A 14,732-nucleotide genomic window follows, 5' to 3' on the forward strand; every position below is an offset into this window, starting at 1 on the left:
ATACGACTGCATGCAAACTGTTTCCTGTCCCAGCTGCGGCGCGGAAGTTCACTTCCGCTCACATGCTTCCGTGCTCGCCGTGTGCGAGTACTGCCACAGTACCATCCTCAAGGACGCCGACTCCGTCAGGGACGTGGGCAAGATGTCGGCCGTCCTGGAAGACTATACGCCGATCCAGATCGGCACGGCCGGCGTGCACGATGGCGTGCACTTCACCGTCGTCGGCCGCATCCAGCAGCGCTACAGCGCCGGCACGTGGAACGAGTGGTATCTGCTGTTCGACGATACAAGCACGGCGTGGCTGGGCGACTCATCCGGCCTGTACACCTTGACGCGCGAGCGCAGCACGCAAGGTAGCTTACCCGTCTTTGGCGAGCTGGCGCCGGGCAAGCGCTACACGATCTGCGGCGAGCCATACACGGCGGCCGAGATCCGCAACGCGGAATGCATCGCCGGCCAGGGCGAACTGCCGTTCAAGGTGGGCGCCGGCTGGCGCATCCAGGTGGCGGACTTCCGCAACTACGCCAGCTTTGTCACGCTTGACTACACGGATGGTCCGCAACCGGTCGTCTACCAGGGCGTCGCCGTCACCCTGGATAGTTTGCAGTGCCAGCTGCTGCGCGACGACGATGCCATCGCCAAAAGCGCCGGCAAATACCGCGGCAAGCTCGATGCGCTCGACTGCCCGTCCTGCGGCAGCGGCATCAAGTACGTACCTGGCGCGGCGGCGCAACTCGTGTGCCCCGCCTGCCATGCGCAGCTCGACGCCAGCGGCCAGGAAGCGCAAGTGCTGGCCATCGGCAAGCAGGTGCACGACAACGCCGACATCACGCTGGAACTGGGCGCCAGCGCAAAGATCAGCAATGTCGATTTCACGGTGATCGGCATGATGCGCCGCGCCGACGACGAAGGCAGCGAGTGGAACGAATACCTGCTGTACAACGCGCGCGCCGGCTTCTTCTGGCTGGTGGAGACGGACGATGGCTGGTCGCGCTCGAACGTGCTGCCGAACTGGCCCAACTGGGCATCGCTGGACGCCGCTACCTGCACGCTCGATGGCGCCACCTACCGCAAACTGTATGACTACGGCTCGCAGGTCGTGTATGCGGCGGGCGCCTTCAACTGGAAAGTGGCCGTCGGCGACAGCACGCATGTGCATGAATTCGAGCAGGGGCAGACCAAGCTGGCGGCGGAGCTCACCGGTGAGGAAATGACCTGGTCGCGCTCCGTGCCCGTCGCCTATGACCAGATGGCCGCCTGGTTCGGCGCCGCCTTCCATGGCGCCAGCAAAACGACGAATATCCAGCTGAGCCACCGCGGCATCGCCAAGGTCTTCATCGTCATCGTGCTGGTCCTGAATGCGATCCCGATGTTTGTCTCGTTCTCCAGCACCCTGATGTGGAGTTTGCTGGGCTGCCTGGCGCTGTTCCTGCCCGCCGCTTTTCTCGACAAGAATGCAAAGAATCCCCCATGAGTAAATACGTGATCTATGCCCTGATGGTGACCTTCAGTGTCACGGCCGCCAACTGGGTGCGCATGTTCAAGGTGGCCGGCAGCAGCAGCGGCAGCAGCTGGAGTTCGCGTACGGGCAGCGGCGGCGGCAGCTATGGCGGCGGCTCCAGCGGCGGCAGCCACAAGTAAGCATGACAGCCACACCGCATCTGCCCCTGGGCACCCACTTGCTCGCCGATTTGTCGGGTATCGCGCCGGAACGCCTGCGCGACGGTGCCGCGCTCGAGCGCCTGCTGCGCGACGCGGCCGTCTCGGCTGGCGCGCAAGTGCTGCACAGCCATTTCCACAGCTTTGGCGCCGGCCAGGGCGTCACCGGCGTGGTGCTGCTGGCCGAATCGCATATCTCCATCCACACGTGGCCGGAATGCGGCTTTGCCGCCGTCGATATCTTCATGTGCGGCGCGGCGCGGCCGCAACTGGCGCTCGATGCCATCAAGGATGCGCTGCAGGCCGCGCACTGCCAGCTGCAATCCGTGCGGCGCGCGCCACCCGGGCAAGCATAAGCCCGCTGGTGGATCGCGGGGGGATCGCTTACACTGTCGGCTCATCTCCCAACCGTGACTTCCATGCGCCGTTCCGCCCTGCTTGCCCTGCCCCTGCTGCTGCTGGTCTCCGCCTGCAACGACTACACGGCGCCCAGCCTGTACCAGGCCACGACGCCCGAGTGCAAGACGTGGACGGAGGGTTCACGCTTCGAGCTGCCGCGCGGTATCAGCGTGTATGCCACGCCACCCGTCACCCTGAAGGAAGGCGGCACGGAGCTGGCGCTGATTTTTACGCTTCCCATCGGCACGCAAGCCAGTTTCACGCGCCTGTCCTTCCTGCTGGAAGAGCCGAAAAAGCCCCCCTTCGCCGAAGCGAAAGTGCTGACCATCTACCAGCGCGGCATGAACCGCAAGGCGGAAATCGTCGACGTCATCGAGACCTTGCCCATCATGTTTTCCGCCGTCGGTTCAAGCGCCGAAACCCAGTGGCGCCTGCGCCTGCAACTGCCGCGCCAGCTGCCGCAGCGCTTTGACCTGTCCATGCCCGCCATGCTCGTCGCCGGCAAGCGCTATCCGGTGCGCACCTTTACCTACCGCTACTTCCCGGAGCGCCAGGCTTACGGCATGTGCAGCTAAGCCACACCTTCCGTTGACGCCGGCGCGCGCCGCTGGCACACTGGGGTTTTCCATCACACGTGAGGAGTAGACAACATGCGCCATTCGGATACTGCCGTGCTGTCGGCTGCCTGATCACTGTCTTTCCCCGCTAAGATTTTTAGCCTGCACTTCCCCATACGCGTGATCGCGTAGCCGACGTTCCCCTTCTTTCGTGCCAGTCATGGCGACTGGCGGTGCCTGCACGCGCAGGCTGCATGTCCGCACGCGGACGACAGAATCTGGAATCACGCTACCATGATCGCATTCGATTTTGCGCAACTACGCCTTATCGGGCTGCAGCAGGCCATCGCCAGCGCAGCCACCCAACTCGAACTCTCTTCCCCAACCGCCCAACTGCTGCGCGTTTGCGCCGTGCACCGCGACAGCATCGGCGTGCACGACGGCATCCTGAAACAGCCGGCGCAAATCCTGCCGCGTCTGCTGCATCAACTGCAGGCGCAAGACAATATTCTTACTGTCGGCGACTGGGTCGCCGCCGAACCCGACACGCACGGTGCGCTGTGGATAACGGCGCACTTATCCCCATTTACGCAGATCGCGCGGCGCGGCAATGACGGCCGGCGCCAACTGCTCGCCAGCAATGTCGATACGGCCTTGCTGGTGATGGGACTGGACGAGGATTTCAATCCGCGCCGCCTGGAGCGCTATCTGGCCATCGTGCTGGCGGCGCAAGTGACGCCTGTGGTGGTGCTGAGCAAGGCCGACGTGGCCGACGACGTGCCGGGCAAGCTGGCGCAGCTCAGACAGCGCCTGCCGCCACACGTGCCCCTGTTTGCCATCGATACGCGGCATGCATATGACGTGGCCATCCTGGCACCGTGGTTGAATGCTGGCCAGACCCTGGTGCTGCTCGGTTCATCGGGCGCAGGCAAGTCCAGCCTGACCAATACCTTGTGCGCGGCGGATCAAACGACCAACGGCGTGCGCCATGGCGACGGGCGCGGCCGGCATACGACGACGGCCCGCTCGCTGCACCTGTGCGCCAGCGGCGCCTGCATCATCGACACGCCGGGCTTGCGCAGCTGGCGCGCCGATGCCGATGCGGATACGCTGGCCGCCACGTTTGACGACATCGCGGCGCTGGCGACGACGTGCCAGTTCCGCGATTGCCGGCATGCCAGCGAGCCCGGTTGCGCCGTGCGCGGCGCCGTCGATGGGGACCGCTTGCGCAATTATCACAAGTTGCTGCGCGACGCGCGCCGTATCGACGAGACGCCGCTCGAGCGCATCGCCGCGCGCGCCAGGTGGAAGACGGTATTGAAGGCGGGACTGGAAAGGGGCAAGGACAAGCGCCGCTGATTTCTGCATAAAAAAAGGTTCATCGCGGTTGATGGGGAAAGACGGGCTTGACGTTTTTTGCTGGGAGGGGGTGGCGGCAAGGGTTTTGAATTGGTAAATTGATTGTCGCCAAACAAACCAATTACCTTACCACTCTCGCCGCCATGCTCAATGCTATGTCGTCTCTTCCATTTTGGGAAGGGCATATTGTCGATTCCGTCGTCGAACAGGACGACGAATCGCTGCTGATCGTTCTCAACGCCTGCCCCACTACCGACGCGCTTTGCGGTAGCTGCCGGCAGCCTTGTGCTCTAGTTCATGAGCAGCGCTGGCGGCGCATCCGGGATCGGGATATTTTGGATCGACGGGTTTGGTTGAAGGTGCCAATCCGGCGCCTGGACTGCCATCACTGCGATGCCCGGATGACGGAGCATATCTCCTGGCTGGACCGGCGCTCGCGGGTGACTCACCGCGTCCGGGTCTGGGTGGAGGCGCTGGCACAGCTTATCCCGATCAAGCACGTGTCCCAGCTGACAGGCCTGCACTGGCACACCATCAAGGCCATTGACCTACAGCGCTTAGCACACCTGCACGGCCAGTTCGCCGCTGGCGACGTGCGGCGCCTCGTCATGGATGAATTCGCTTTGCACAAAGGCCATCGTTATGCCACGGTCGTTCTCGATGCCCAGCGCATGCGTGTGCTCTGGGTTGGCGAAGGCAATAGCCGGGTCGCCATCCGTCCGTTTTTCGAGGCGTTGGGCGCAGAAGGCTGCGCCCGAATCGAGGCTGTGGCGATGGATATGAACACGGCGATGGATCTCGAAGTGCGGGCGCAATGCCCCAACGCCGAAGTCGTCTACGATCTTTTCCATGTCGTTGCGCGCTTTGGCCGTGAAGTCGTCGACCGGGTGCGTGTCGACCAGGCAAACGCGCTGCGCGACGATTCCAAAGCGCGCCAGGTCATCAAGCGTAGCCGTTGGCTCCTGCTGCGCAATCGCGACAACCTTGAAGACGACCGTGCTATCAAACTTGACGAACTGCTCGCGGCCAACGCCCCTCTGTCGACGGTCTATTTGCTCAAAACCGAACTCAAAGAAATCTGGTTCGCGCCATCCGTTCGCGAGGGTGCGCGTCGATGGAAACGCTGGATGCGCCTCGCCCTCGAGAGCGAGATCGCCCCCGTGATTAAATTCGCCAAGCGCTTACGCAAATACGTCCGGGGCATCATCGCCTCCGCCATCTATCCGATGAATTCGTCCATTCTTGAAGGCGTCAACAACCGCATCAAAGTCATCAAACGGATGGCCTACGGATTCCGGGACTCTGCATATTTTTTCCTCAAAATCAAGGATGCCTTCCCCGGTAAAACGCGATGAACCTAAAAAAAGGCTATGTCACCGTCAAATGTGGGAATGCGCCCAGCGTTGCTTTCAATAACGTTTCCGGTGAGCGGATACGCCTGGCGTCGAGTATCCAGCGCCATCCTAGGTAGTTCGGCAGGTAGCGCGTCGCCACGCCATGAAACGGACCCAGCCATTGCCGCAAACGGCTGTGATAGGCATTGACGTTCTGCACATGGGCGGCGCCCTGCACGCGGATGCCGGCGCGCAAGTTGACGGCCTGATGACTGATGCCCGCTTCCCTGGAAAAAGCCCGATAGGCGGCATGGCCATCGGTGACCAACAAGACGTCCTTGTCGATAACGGGTAACAGGCAATGATGCAGCTGCGCTTTCGTCAATGCCCCTTTGCCTGTGACGAAGTCCAGGGTCTGGCCCGTGCGGTCGCGCGCTATCAGGATGCAGACCTGCTCACTCGATATGCCGCGTTTGTGGGCATGGCCGCCCCGGCGGCGGGCCGGACGCGTCAGATGCCGCGATCCCTTTTCCGACTCCAGTAGATATAACTCGTCGGCCTCGGCGATGCCATGCAGGCCATGCGGCCGGTCCGTCTTTGCCAGCGATAAAAACCTGTGGCGCCAGCGAAACGTGGTGTTGCGGTGCACGCCCAGTTGGCTAGCCGCCTTGCGTACGGAATCCGATGCCAGCAGACAATCGGCGTAATCGAGCCACAGCGATTTATGGCGCAAGCGGGCCAACGGCGTGCCGGTGAGCGCATTGAAGGTGCGTCCGCAAGGCACGCAGCGGTAGCGCTGCAAGCCGTGCGCATGACCGTGCCGATGCAGGTGCTCTGAATGGCAGGCGGGACAGGCCAATCGCGGCTGGACCACACTTTCCAGCAGCGCGACGGTCGCGTCGTGTGGCGCGCTGCCACACAGCAGGGCAATGCTTGCTTGCCGCTGACGCTGGCTCAACTGAGCAAACTGCGCAATCAAGGTGATCCATTCGGCTGGCCGCATGATCTGCTCCCTACGTGATTGATATGCAGAGTCAGACAGCACAGTCCAGGGAAGATTCCAGAATTTCCCCTAGTTGCCGATGACAGAGCCTAAAAAAAGGCAGCCCGAAGGCTGCCTTTCTTGTGCGGCGCAGATGGATTACATCTTGCGCAGCTTCTGGATCGCTGCCAGTTGCGCAATCGCGCTGGCCAGCTCGGCTTGCGCTTGCGCGTAGTCGATGCCCGAATCCTTGTTGTGGATATTTTCTTCCGCCAACTTCTTCGCTTCCAGCGCTTTCGCTTCGTCGAGGTCGTGACCGCGGATCGCGGTATCGGCCAGGACGGTCACGGTATCCGGTTGCACTTCCAGCAGGCCGCCGGCAACGAAGACGAACTCTTCTTCAGCCTGGCCGACTACCTTGATGCGGACCGCGCCCGGACGGATGCGGGTAATCAAAGGCGTGTGGCGTGGGTAGATACCCAGCTCGCCTTGTTCACCCGGCAACGCGACGAATTCTGCTTCACCTGAAAAAATCAGTTCTTCAGCGGAAACCACGTCAACGTGAATTGTGTGTGCCATGTGTGTCCTATCGGGTTGAAGAACCCCGCCTTCTAAGGGGCGGGGTTAGGCCCAGACTTAACTTAGTTAAGTTTCTTGGCTTTTTCGATTGCTTCTTCGATCGTGCCGACCATGTAGAACGCTTGTTCCGGCAGGTGATCGAGTTCGCCCGAAGCGATCATTTTGAAGCCCTTGATCGTGTCTTTGAGCGAAACGTATTTACCAGGCGCGCCGGTAAAGACTTCAGCGACGTGGAAAGGCTGCGACAGGAAACGCTGCATCTTACGTGCGCGGGCGACCAGCAGTTTGTCTTCCGGTGCCAGCTCGTCCATACCCAGAATCGCGATAATGTCGCGCAATTCCTTGTAGCGTTGCAGGGTCGTTTGCACGGCACGCGCGGTGTCATAGTGCTCTTGACCAACGATCAACGGATCGAGCTGACGCGAGGTCGAATCGAGTGGATCCACGGCTGGGTAGATACCCAGGGAAGCGATGTCACGCGACAGCGCAACGGTCGAATCCAAGTGAGCAAACGTGGTAGCAGGCGACGGATCGGTGTAATCATCGGCTGGAACGTAGACGGCCTGGATCGAGGTGATCGAACCGGTCTTGGTCGACGTGATACGCTCTTGCAGACGGCCCATTTCTTCAGCCAGGGTCGGTTGGTAACCCACAGCCGACGGCATACGGCCCAGCAGTGCCGACACTTCGGTACCAGCCAGCGTGAAGCGGTAAATGTTGTCGACGAAGAACAGAACGTCCTTGCCTTCATCACGGAACGATTCAGCGATCGTCAGGCCGGTCAGCGCGACGCGCAGACGGTTACCTGGCGGTTCATTCATCTGACCGTAGACCATCGCGACTTTGGAGTTCTCTGGATTTTCCAGATCGACCACTTTCGCGTCAGCCATCTCGTGGTAGAAGTCGTTACCTTCACGCGTACGCTCACCCACACCGGCGAACACGGACACGCCGCTGTGCGCTTTGGCGATGTTGTTAATCAGTTCCATCATGTTGACGGTCTTGCCTACGCCAGCGCCGCCGAACAGACCAACTTTACCGCCTTTTGCAAACGGGCACACCAGATCGATCACCTTGATGCCGGTTTCCAGCAGTTCTTGCGAAGGCGACAGTTCGTCGTATGCAGGAGCGGTGCGGTGGATCGACGCGATCTGCTCGTGCGACACGGGGCCGCATTCGTCGATCGGGTTGCCCAGCACGTCCATGATGCGACCCAGGGTTGCTTTACCGACTGGCACCATGATAGGTTTGCCGGTGTTCTGGATCATCATGCCGCGACGCAGGCCATCGGACGAGCCGAGTGCAATGGTACGGACAATGCCGTCGCCCAACTGCTGTTGTACTTCCAGGGTCAGTTCCGAGCCTGCCATCTTCAAGGCATCAAATACCTTAGGCATCGCGTTGCGGGGAAACTCAACGTCCACCACAGCGCCGATACACTGAACGATTTTGCCATCAGCCATGTTCGTTCCTTCAATATAGTTAAATTCGTTTAAACCGCAGCCGCACCGGCGACGATTTCGGAGAGTTCTTTGGTAATCGCAGCTTGGCGGGTCTTGTTGTAGATCAGCTTCAATTCGCCGATCACACTACCCGCGTTGTCGCTTGCAGCTTTCATCGCGACCATCCGTGCCGATTGCTCGGACGCCAGATTCTCCGCGACTGCCTGGTACACCAGCGCTTCTACATAGCGCTCCAGCAATTCGTCGATGATGCTTTGTGCATCCGGCTCGTAGATGTAATCCCACGAGTGTGCGCTCTTGTCGGCGACCATTTTGTCAGCCGTCAAAGGCAGCAGCTGTTCGACCACTGGTTCCTGCTTCATCGTGTTGATGAATTTGGTGTAGCACAGGTACACTGCGTCGAGCTTGCCAGCCTGGAACTCTTCGAGCATGACCTTGACGGGTCCGATCAATTTTTCCAGATGGGGCGTATCACCAGTCTGAATGGCAGAGGCGACGATCTTGACGCCGATGCGATTCAAAAAACCCAAACCCTTGTTACCGATGGCAACTGCTTCAATCCGGTTGCCAGCTGCTTCCAGCTCGCGCGACTTCGACGTCACCTGGCGCAGGATGTTGGTATTCATGCCGCCGCACAGACCCTTGTCGGTCGTCACAACGATGAAACCTACTGCCTTCGCTTGCGTACCCTGGGCAGCTGCCAGGAACGGGTGCGTGTATTCCGGATTGGCATTCGCCAGATTGGCGGCGATATTCCGAATCTTGTCACTGTAGGGACGAGCGGCCCGCATCCGGTCTTGCGCCTTGCGCATTTTGGACGCGGCGACCATTTCCATCGCCTTGGTGATCTTCTTCGTATTCTCTACGCTCTTGATCTTGCCTCGTATCTCTTTGCTTGATGCCATGAGTCCTTACTCCTTCTGCGCGTAGGGCGGCGCCTCACTCAAGGTGGGCGCCGCCTGGCCGCTTAATATGCGCCGGATTTCTTGAAATCAGCAATGGCCGCCGACAGAGTTGCTTCGCTGTCTTTGTCGAGTTGCTTGGTTTCTTCGATCTTGGCCAGCAGAGCAGCTTGCTTGGTCTTCATGTAAGCGTGGACACCAGCTTCGAACGACAGCACTTGCTTGACTGGCACGTCGTCCATGAAGCCTTTGTTCACCGAGAACAGCGATACGGCCATCAGCGAGATCGACAGTGGCGAGTATTGGGCTTGCTTGAGCAATTCCGTCACGCGGGCACCACGGTCCAGCTGCTTGCGGGTCGATTCATCGAGGTCCGAAGCGAACTGCGCAAACGCGGCCAGTTCACGGTACTGCGCCAAGTCGGTACGGATACCGCCGGACAGGTTTTTGATGACCTTGGTCTGGGCGGCGCCACCGACGCGCGATACGGAAATACCGGCGTTAATCGCAGGACGGATACCGGCGTTGAACAGCGAGGTTTCCAGGAAGATCTGACCGTCGGTAATCGAAATCACGTTGGTTGGAACGAATGCGGACACGTCGCCAGCTTGCGTTTCAATGATCGGCAGCGCCGTCAGGGAACCGGTCTTGCCTTTGACGGCGCCGTCGGTGAACTTCTCGACGTAGTCGGCGTTCACGCGTGCTGCGCGTTCCAGCAGGCGGCTGTGCAGGTAGAACACGTCGCCTGGGTACGCTTCGCGACCTGGTGGACGGCGCAGCAGCAGCGAGATTTGACGGTATGCAACAGCTTGTTTGGACAGATCATCGTAGACGATCAGTGCATCTTCACCGCGGTCACGGAAGTATTCGCCCATTGCGCAACCGGAGTACGGCGAGATGTATTGCATGGCGGCCGATTCCGAAGCGGAAGCGGCGACAACGATGGTGTATTCCATCGCGCCGTGCTGTTCCAGCGAGCGCACGATGTTCTTGATCGACGAGGCTTTTTGGCCAATCGCGACGTAGATACATTTCATGCCCTGGCCTTTTTGATTGATGATCGCATCAATCGCCACAGCCGACTTGCCGGTTTGACGGTCGCCGATGATCAGTTCGCGCTGGCCGCGGCCAACTGGAACCATCGCATCGATCGACTTCAGGCCGGTTTGCATTGGTTGCGAAACGGATTCACGGGCGATCACGCCCGGTGCGATTTTTTCAATCGCGGCCGTCAGTTTGGTCTCGATGGCGCCTTTGCCGTCGATCGGCTGGCCCAGCGCGTTGACAACGCGGCCGAGCAGCTCAGGACCGACTGGCACTTCCAGAATGCGGCCGGTGCATTTCACCGTGTCGCCTTCGGAGATGTGCTCGTAGGCACCCAGAATCACGGAACCGACGGAGTCGCGTTCCAGATTCATTGCCAGGCCAAACGTGTTGCCTGGGAATTCCAGCATCTCGCCTTGCATCACGTCCGACAAACCGTGGATGCGGCAGATACCGTCGGCGACGGAAATAACCGTGCCTTGATTACGCACTTCAGCGCCGCCGTCAAGACCTTGGATCCGGCTCTTGATCAACTCGCTGATTTCAGATGGGTTGAGTTGCATACTAACTCCTAAAAGTGTTTCTCTCAGCTTGCGCGAGGGGTAAGGGTCTGTCTAAGCTGGCCTGCCGAAGCGCGTGTCTTACGACACCAGTGCAGCGTGCAGTTGCTGCAGCTTGGCGCGCACCGAGGTATCGAGCACTTGGTCGCCAACGACCACGCGCACGCCGCCGAGCAGCGATGGATCCACTGTGACGGCAGGGTTGAGCTTACGACTGAATTTCTTTTCCAGCGTTGCGACCAGCTCGGCCGTTTGGCCTTCGCTCAGATCGAAAGCGCTCGTGATCTCGGCGTCAGCCGCACCTTCCAGGCCATTTTTCAGGGCATGGAATTGCGCGCCGATTTCCGGCAGCAGGCTGATGCGGCCATTTTCGATCAACATCGTGACGAAGTTTTTCACTTCCTCATTGAGCGGCGATTTCAACAACGACAGGATGGTGGCGGCGACGTCGCTTTCCGAAACTTTCGGATTGCGCGCGTACGCCTGTACCTCGGGGTGGCTACCGATCTGTGCCAGTTCGGACACCAGCTCGGACCACGCCGCGAGGTTGCTTGACTCCTTACCAGCTTGGGCTACGCGGAACAAAGCTTCCGCGTAGGGACGGGCGACGGTTGCGAGTTCTGCCATGATTACAGCTCGACAGCAAGACGCTGCAACATTTCGGCGTGAGCCGTAGCGTTAACTTCACGCTTCAAGATCTGCTCGGCACCCTTGACAGCCAGGTCAGCCACCTGAGCGCGCAATTGTTCGCGTGCTTTCGACAGTTGCTGTTCGGCGTCCGACTGGGCTTGCGCAATGATACGCGCAGCTTCAGCTTGTGCATTTTGCTTGATCTCTTCAGCAACCAGCTGCGCGCGCTTTTCAGCGTCCGCAACGCGTTGCGACGCTTCTTCACGTGCACTGTTCAATGCCTCTTGCGCACGCTTTTCAGCGACTGCCATCGAAGCCTGACCTTGATCGGCCGCAGCCAATCCATCCGCGATTCGTTTGGCACGCTCATCCAGCGCATTGTTCAGCGCTGGAAATACGAACTTCATCGAGAACCAGACCAACACCGCGAAGGTGATCATCTGGCCGATGAGCGACATATTGATGTCCATACCTTTGCTCCTAACTAAAAGTTTCTCCTAGGGTTGGAGCGAATTACTGAGCAACAGCCGTCAGAGCGGACAGGAACGGGTTAGCGAACGTGTACAGCAGAGCAACACCAACGCCGATCATCGAGATAGCATCCAGCAGACCAGCGATAACGAACAGTTTGGTTTGCAGTTGTGGCATCAGTTCTGGTTGACGTGCCGAAGCTTCCAGGAATTTGCCACCCAAGATAGCGAAGCCCAGAGCGGTGCCGATTGCGGCCAGGCCGATGATGATTGCTGCTGCCAGAACGGTCATGCTTTGTACTTGTGCGATCAGAGCTTGCATAAAATTCTCCTAAATTTAAAAACGAAAGATACTAAAAAAACAAAATATAAAGTTAATGATTAATGTTTCTCAACCGCGAGGCTCAGATACACAACCGTCAACGCCATAAACACAAAAGCTTGCAAAGTTACAATCAAGATATGGAAAATTGCCCATGGACCACCCAACGCCCACTGTGCCCACCAAGGCAACAACGCGATCAAGATGAAAATCAGTTCGCCGGCATACATATTGCCGAACAGTCGCAGCGACAGGGAGATCAGTTTTGCAACCAGCTCAACCATTTGCAGCAAGAAATTGACAGGTGCCAGGGCGATCGTGCCGATCAGGCCGCTCGCATGGAACGGTGCCGTGAACAGTTCCTTGATCCAGCCGCCCAGGCCCTTGGCCTTGATCGAGAAGGCGATCACGCACAGCACGACCGACAGCGACATGGCGAAGGTGTGGTTGACGTCGGCGGTCGGCACGGCGCGCAGTTTATGCACGCCAAACCAGCTCAGGATCTTCGGCAGCAGGTCAACCGGCAGGAAGTCCATCGCGTTCAGCAACCAGACCCACACAAAAATAGTGATGGCCAGCGGCGCGATGACCTTGCTTTTCGCGTGGAAGGCCCCATTAATAGTGTCATTGACGATTTCCATGACCATTTCGACGAAGTTTTGCAACTTGCCAGGGACACCAGCCGTCGCGCGGCGCGACGCCATATAGAAAACAGCCAGGAAAACAAAGCCCAGAATGGCCGAAATCCAGAACGTATCCAGATTGATCATGCCGTCGGCACTTCTCAGGTGGGCCAGATGGTGACTGATGTATTCTGTGGCGTTGGCCGGGGCAGCATGGCCCGCTTCAATAGCGTGTTCTGTGGTCATAATGAATTTAGATTTGTCGTTTCAGAGCTCAACAGGCCCCAAAACCAATGATTAAACAGCGAGCAATGAAAACCAGTATGCTAAGGTTGCCACCGCGAAACCCAAGATCAGCCATAACCAGGCGGCCGACTGAAACAACACCAGTGCCAATATAAACAGCACCGCTGTGATAAATATTTTCACCACTTCTGCGCGCAAATGCGCCCGGAATGCCTTGTTGGCGTCGCTAGAACCGCGAACCACCAACAGGGCATACACCAGGCTACCGATGACTGCGATAGCGCCGCCGTATGCGGCGGACCAGCCTCTGACATTGCCACCAAAAAACAGGGTGACCGTGGCAAAGCTGATAGCGATTGCTAGCTGCAATGCAACTACTTTGTAGACTGGCTTGGCAATACTTTGTTGTGAATCACTCAATTGCCAAGTTCCCAGAAAAATCTACACACGCAAAGACACGGGATTATAGTTGGCTTTGATCTATAGAGTCAAACGTTGCTGCACCGCAGCAGGGCAATTGCTGCGTGAAACTGACGCTTTACCGACTATTCGCCGCCTTTTGCACCACTATATGGCAAAGCCGCTTGTCTGGCCGCTTCCAGCCGTGTTATCAAGGAATCACGTGGTCCATCCGGAAAGCATGGCCGGATTGTCCACACCGCAGGTCCCCTGCCTTTGCAGCTTGCTATTTAACCACGCAAGCGGGTCAACAAACCATCGAGCACGTCAAGATCGGCAAAATCAATCACCAATTGGCCACGGCCCTTGTTGCCCATCTTGAACACCACGGGCGTGGCCAGCGCATCGGACAGCTCTTCTTCCAGGCGCGCGATGTCGCCGGACTTTTCCTTCTGACGCGGCTCGACCGGGTTAGCCACTTCCTCGACCGTGCGCGTCACGAGCTTTTCCGTTTCGCGCACGGACAGACGCTTGGCCACGACCTGATTGGCCAGCGTGATCTGGCTGGCCGCATCGACGGCCAGCAACGCGCGCGCATGGCCCATGTCGATATCGCCGGCCATCAACATGGTTTGCACGGGACTGGCCAGGTTCATCAGGCGCAACAGGTTCGACACGGCGCTGCGCGAACGTCCCAGCGCAGTGGCCGCTTGCTCATGCGTAAAACTGAAGTCGGCGATCAGGCGATGGATGCCCTGCGCTTCTTCCAGGGGATTCAAGTCTTCGCGCTGGATATTCTCGATCAGCGCCATGGCCGCGGCGGCCAGGTCGTCCACATCGCGCACCAGCACCGGCACTTCCGTCAGACCGGCCAGTTGCGACGCGCGGAAACGGCGTTCGCCGGCGATAATTTCATATTTAACAAGTCCGCTCAAGGTGTCTTGCCCGATCGGGCGCACCAGGATCGGCTGCATCAGCCCTTGCGCCTTGATCGAGGCGGCCAGTTCATTCAAGGCCCCCTCGTCCATGCGCGTACGCGGCTGGTATTTGCCGGCTTGCATTTGCGACACGGGCAAGTTCGACGGTTGATGCGTGTCCGCACTGGCGAAGTCGCCACCGCCGCCGCCCAACAGGGCGTCGAGTCCGCGACCCAGTCCTTTTAATTTTTTCGTAGCCATGCTGTCCTAATCGTGTTTTCAGAGTA

Annotated in this window: 17 protein-coding genes; 6 read left to right on the top strand and 11 right to left on the bottom strand. The window is 59.1% G+C overall.

The window, feature by feature from the left end:
- Nucleotides 1-10: 10 nt before the first annotated feature.
- The 6 genes from ACPJXG_RS27975 to ACPJXG_RS28000 all read left to right on the top strand — a co-directional run bounded on the left by ACPJXG_RS27975 (nucleotide 11) and on the right by ACPJXG_RS28000 (nucleotide 5,329).
- Nucleotides 11-1,474, top strand: a complete 1,464-nt coding sequence (locus tag ACPJXG_RS27975) for a DUF4178 domain-containing protein (protein WP_035823474.1) — start codon at nucleotides 11-13, stop codon at nucleotides 1,472-1,474.
- On the top strand, nucleotides 1,471-1,641 hold the full coding sequence (locus ACPJXG_RS27980; protein WP_157814714.1) for a hypothetical protein: 171 nt from the start codon (nucleotides 1,471-1,473) through the stop codon (nucleotides 1,639-1,641). Before ACPJXG_RS27975 ends, ACPJXG_RS27980 begins: the two co-directional genes overlap by 4 nt.
- Nucleotides 1,642-1,643: 2 nt before the next feature.
- The gene (gene speD / locus ACPJXG_RS27985) at nucleotides 1,644-2,015 is read left to right on the top strand and encodes an adenosylmethionine decarboxylase (protein WP_425252939.1); all 372 of its coding nucleotides are present in this window, start codon (nucleotides 1,644-1,646) and stop codon (nucleotides 2,013-2,015) included.
- Nucleotides 2,016-2,078: 63 nt separating this feature from the next.
- On the top strand, nucleotides 2,079-2,633 hold the full coding sequence (locus ACPJXG_RS27990; RefSeq protein WP_425252940.1) for a hypothetical protein: 555 nt from the start codon (nucleotides 2,079-2,081) through the stop codon (nucleotides 2,631-2,633).
- Between the two features lie 276 nt (nucleotides 2,634-2,909).
- The gene (gene rsgA / locus ACPJXG_RS27995) at nucleotides 2,910-3,974 is read left to right on the top strand and encodes a ribosome small subunit-dependent GTPase A (protein ID WP_425252941.1); all 1,065 of its coding nucleotides are present in this window, start codon (nucleotides 2,910-2,912) and stop codon (nucleotides 3,972-3,974) included.
- A 143-nt stretch (nucleotides 3,975-4,117) separates the two neighbouring features.
- Nucleotides 4,118-5,329, top strand: a complete 1,212-nt coding sequence (locus ACPJXG_RS28000; RefSeq protein ID WP_425254727.1) for an ISL3 family transposase — start codon at nucleotides 4,118-4,120, stop codon at nucleotides 5,327-5,329.
- A gap of 13 nt (nucleotides 5,330-5,342) precedes the next feature.
- Here ACPJXG_RS28000 and ACPJXG_RS28005 read toward each other — a convergent pair whose 3' ends face one another.
- From ACPJXG_RS28005 to ACPJXG_RS28055, 11 genes are all read right to left on the bottom strand, one after another.
- Nucleotides 5,343-6,311 (bottom strand): IS1595 family transposase, encoded by a 969-nt coding sequence (locus ACPJXG_RS28005; protein ID WP_278316103.1) that lies wholly within the window; start codon nucleotides 6,309-6,311, stop codon nucleotides 5,343-5,345.
- A gap of 138 nt (nucleotides 6,312-6,449) precedes the next feature.
- Complete coding sequence (locus tag ACPJXG_RS28010) at nucleotides 6,450-6,869, bottom strand: F0F1 ATP synthase subunit epsilon (protein WP_034752707.1); 420 nt, start codon at nucleotides 6,867-6,869, stop codon at nucleotides 6,450-6,452.
- Between the two features lie 62 nt (nucleotides 6,870-6,931).
- A complete protein-coding gene (gene atpD / locus ACPJXG_RS28015; RefSeq protein WP_034752705.1) occupies nucleotides 6,932-8,332 on the bottom strand; it encodes a F0F1 ATP synthase subunit beta in 1,401 nt (466 codons plus the stop codon).
- Nucleotides 8,333-8,361: 29 nt separating this feature from the next.
- On the bottom strand, nucleotides 8,362-9,237 hold the full coding sequence (atpG, locus tag ACPJXG_RS28020; RefSeq protein ID WP_035823466.1) for a F0F1 ATP synthase subunit gamma: 876 nt from the start codon (nucleotides 9,235-9,237) through the stop codon (nucleotides 8,362-8,364).
- A 62-nt stretch (nucleotides 9,238-9,299) separates the two neighbouring features.
- Nucleotides 9,300-10,841 (bottom strand): F0F1 ATP synthase subunit alpha, encoded by a 1,542-nt coding sequence (atpA, locus tag ACPJXG_RS28025; RefSeq protein WP_034752701.1) that lies wholly within the window; start codon nucleotides 10,839-10,841, stop codon nucleotides 9,300-9,302.
- A gap of 78 nt (nucleotides 10,842-10,919) precedes the next feature.
- Nucleotides 10,920-11,465 carry a F0F1 ATP synthase subunit delta gene (locus ACPJXG_RS28030; protein ID WP_034752699.1) on the bottom strand — a complete coding sequence of 182 codons (546 nt, stop codon included), beginning with the start codon at nucleotides 11,463-11,465 and terminating at the stop codon, nucleotides 10,920-10,922.
- A gap of 2 nt (nucleotides 11,466-11,467) precedes the next feature.
- On the bottom strand, nucleotides 11,468-11,938 hold the full coding sequence (locus ACPJXG_RS28035; protein WP_034752697.1) for a F0F1 ATP synthase subunit B: 471 nt from the start codon (nucleotides 11,936-11,938) through the stop codon (nucleotides 11,468-11,470).
- Between the two features lie 43 nt (nucleotides 11,939-11,981).
- Nucleotides 11,982-12,260, bottom strand: a complete 279-nt coding sequence (atpE, locus tag ACPJXG_RS28040; protein WP_034752695.1) for a F0F1 ATP synthase subunit C — start codon at nucleotides 12,258-12,260, stop codon at nucleotides 11,982-11,984.
- Nucleotides 12,261-12,319: 59 nt separating this feature from the next.
- Complete coding sequence (gene atpB, locus ACPJXG_RS28045; protein WP_046681851.1) at nucleotides 12,320-13,129, bottom strand: F0F1 ATP synthase subunit A; 810 nt, start codon at nucleotides 13,127-13,129, stop codon at nucleotides 12,320-12,322.
- A gap of 51 nt (nucleotides 13,130-13,180) precedes the next feature.
- Entirely contained in the window at nucleotides 13,181-13,549 is a 369-nt protein-coding gene (locus tag ACPJXG_RS28050) for an ATP synthase subunit I (protein ID WP_035823464.1), read from the bottom strand.
- A 269-nt stretch (nucleotides 13,550-13,818) separates the two neighbouring features.
- The gene (locus ACPJXG_RS28055; protein ID WP_099403832.1) at nucleotides 13,819-14,706 is read right to left on the bottom strand and encodes a ParB/RepB/Spo0J family partition protein; all 888 of its coding nucleotides are present in this window, start codon (nucleotides 14,704-14,706) and stop codon (nucleotides 13,819-13,821) included.
- Nucleotides 14,707-14,732: the final 26 nt, after the last annotated feature.

Origin of the sequence: Janthinobacterium sp. NFX145 (genome assembly GCF_049810325.1) — a bacterium.
Classification (GTDB): domain Bacteria; phylum Pseudomonadota; class Gammaproteobacteria; order Burkholderiales; family Burkholderiaceae_D; genus Janthinobacterium; species Janthinobacterium rivuli.

Bases quoted from the DNA above. Each gene is read 5' to 3' on its own strand.
- ACPJXG_RS27975 (WP_035823474.1), top strand. From the start codon at position 11: ATGCAAACTGTTTCCTGTCCCAGCTGCGGCGCGGAAGTTCACTTCCGC.
- atpG (WP_035823466.1), bottom strand. From the start codon at position 9,237: ATGGCATCAAGCAAAGAGATACGAGGCAAGATCAAGAGCGTAGAGAAT.
- ACPJXG_RS28000 (WP_425254727.1), top strand. From the start codon at position 4,118: ATGCTCAATGCTATGTCGTCTCTTCCATTTTGGGAAGGGCATATTGTC.
- atpA (WP_034752701.1), bottom strand. From the start codon at position 10,841: ATGCAACTCAACCCATCTGAAATCAGCGAGTTGATCAAGAGCCGGATC.
- rsgA (WP_425252941.1), top strand. From the start codon at position 2,910: ATGATCGCATTCGATTTTGCGCAACTACGCCTTATCGGGCTGCAGCAG.
- speD (WP_425252939.1), top strand. From the start codon at position 1,644: ATGACAGCCACACCGCATCTGCCCCTGGGCACCCACTTGCTCGCCGAT.
- ACPJXG_RS28030 (WP_034752699.1), bottom strand. From the start codon at position 11,465: ATGGCAGAACTCGCAACCGTCGCCCGTCCCTACGCGGAAGCTTTGTTC.
- ACPJXG_RS28055 (WP_099403832.1), bottom strand. From the start codon at position 14,706: ATGGCTACGAAAAAATTAAAAGGACTGGGTCGCGGACTCGACGCCCTG.
- atpB (WP_046681851.1), bottom strand. From the start codon at position 13,129: ATGACCACAGAACACGCTATTGAAGCGGGCCATGCTGCCCCGGCCAAC.
- atpD (WP_034752705.1), bottom strand. From the start codon at position 8,332: ATGGCTGATGGCAAAATCGTTCAGTGTATCGGCGCTGTGGTGGACGTT.
- ACPJXG_RS27990 (WP_425252940.1), top strand. From the start codon at position 2,079: ATGCGCCGTTCCGCCCTGCTTGCCCTGCCCCTGCTGCTGCTGGTCTCC.
- atpE (WP_034752695.1), bottom strand. From the start codon at position 12,260: ATGCAAGCTCTGATCGCACAAGTACAAAGCATGACCGTTCTGGCAGCA.
- ACPJXG_RS27980 (WP_157814714.1), top strand. From the start codon at position 1,471: ATGAGTAAATACGTGATCTATGCCCTGATGGTGACCTTCAGTGTCACG.
- ACPJXG_RS28010 (WP_034752707.1), bottom strand. From the start codon at position 6,869: ATGGCACACACAATTCACGTTGACGTGGTTTCCGCTGAAGAACTGATT.
- ACPJXG_RS28005 (WP_278316103.1), bottom strand. From the start codon at position 6,311: ATGCGGCCAGCCGAATGGATCACCTTGATTGCGCAGTTTGCTCAGTTG.
- ACPJXG_RS28035 (WP_034752697.1), bottom strand. From the start codon at position 11,938: ATGGACATCAATATGTCGCTCATCGGCCAGATGATCACCTTCGCGGTG.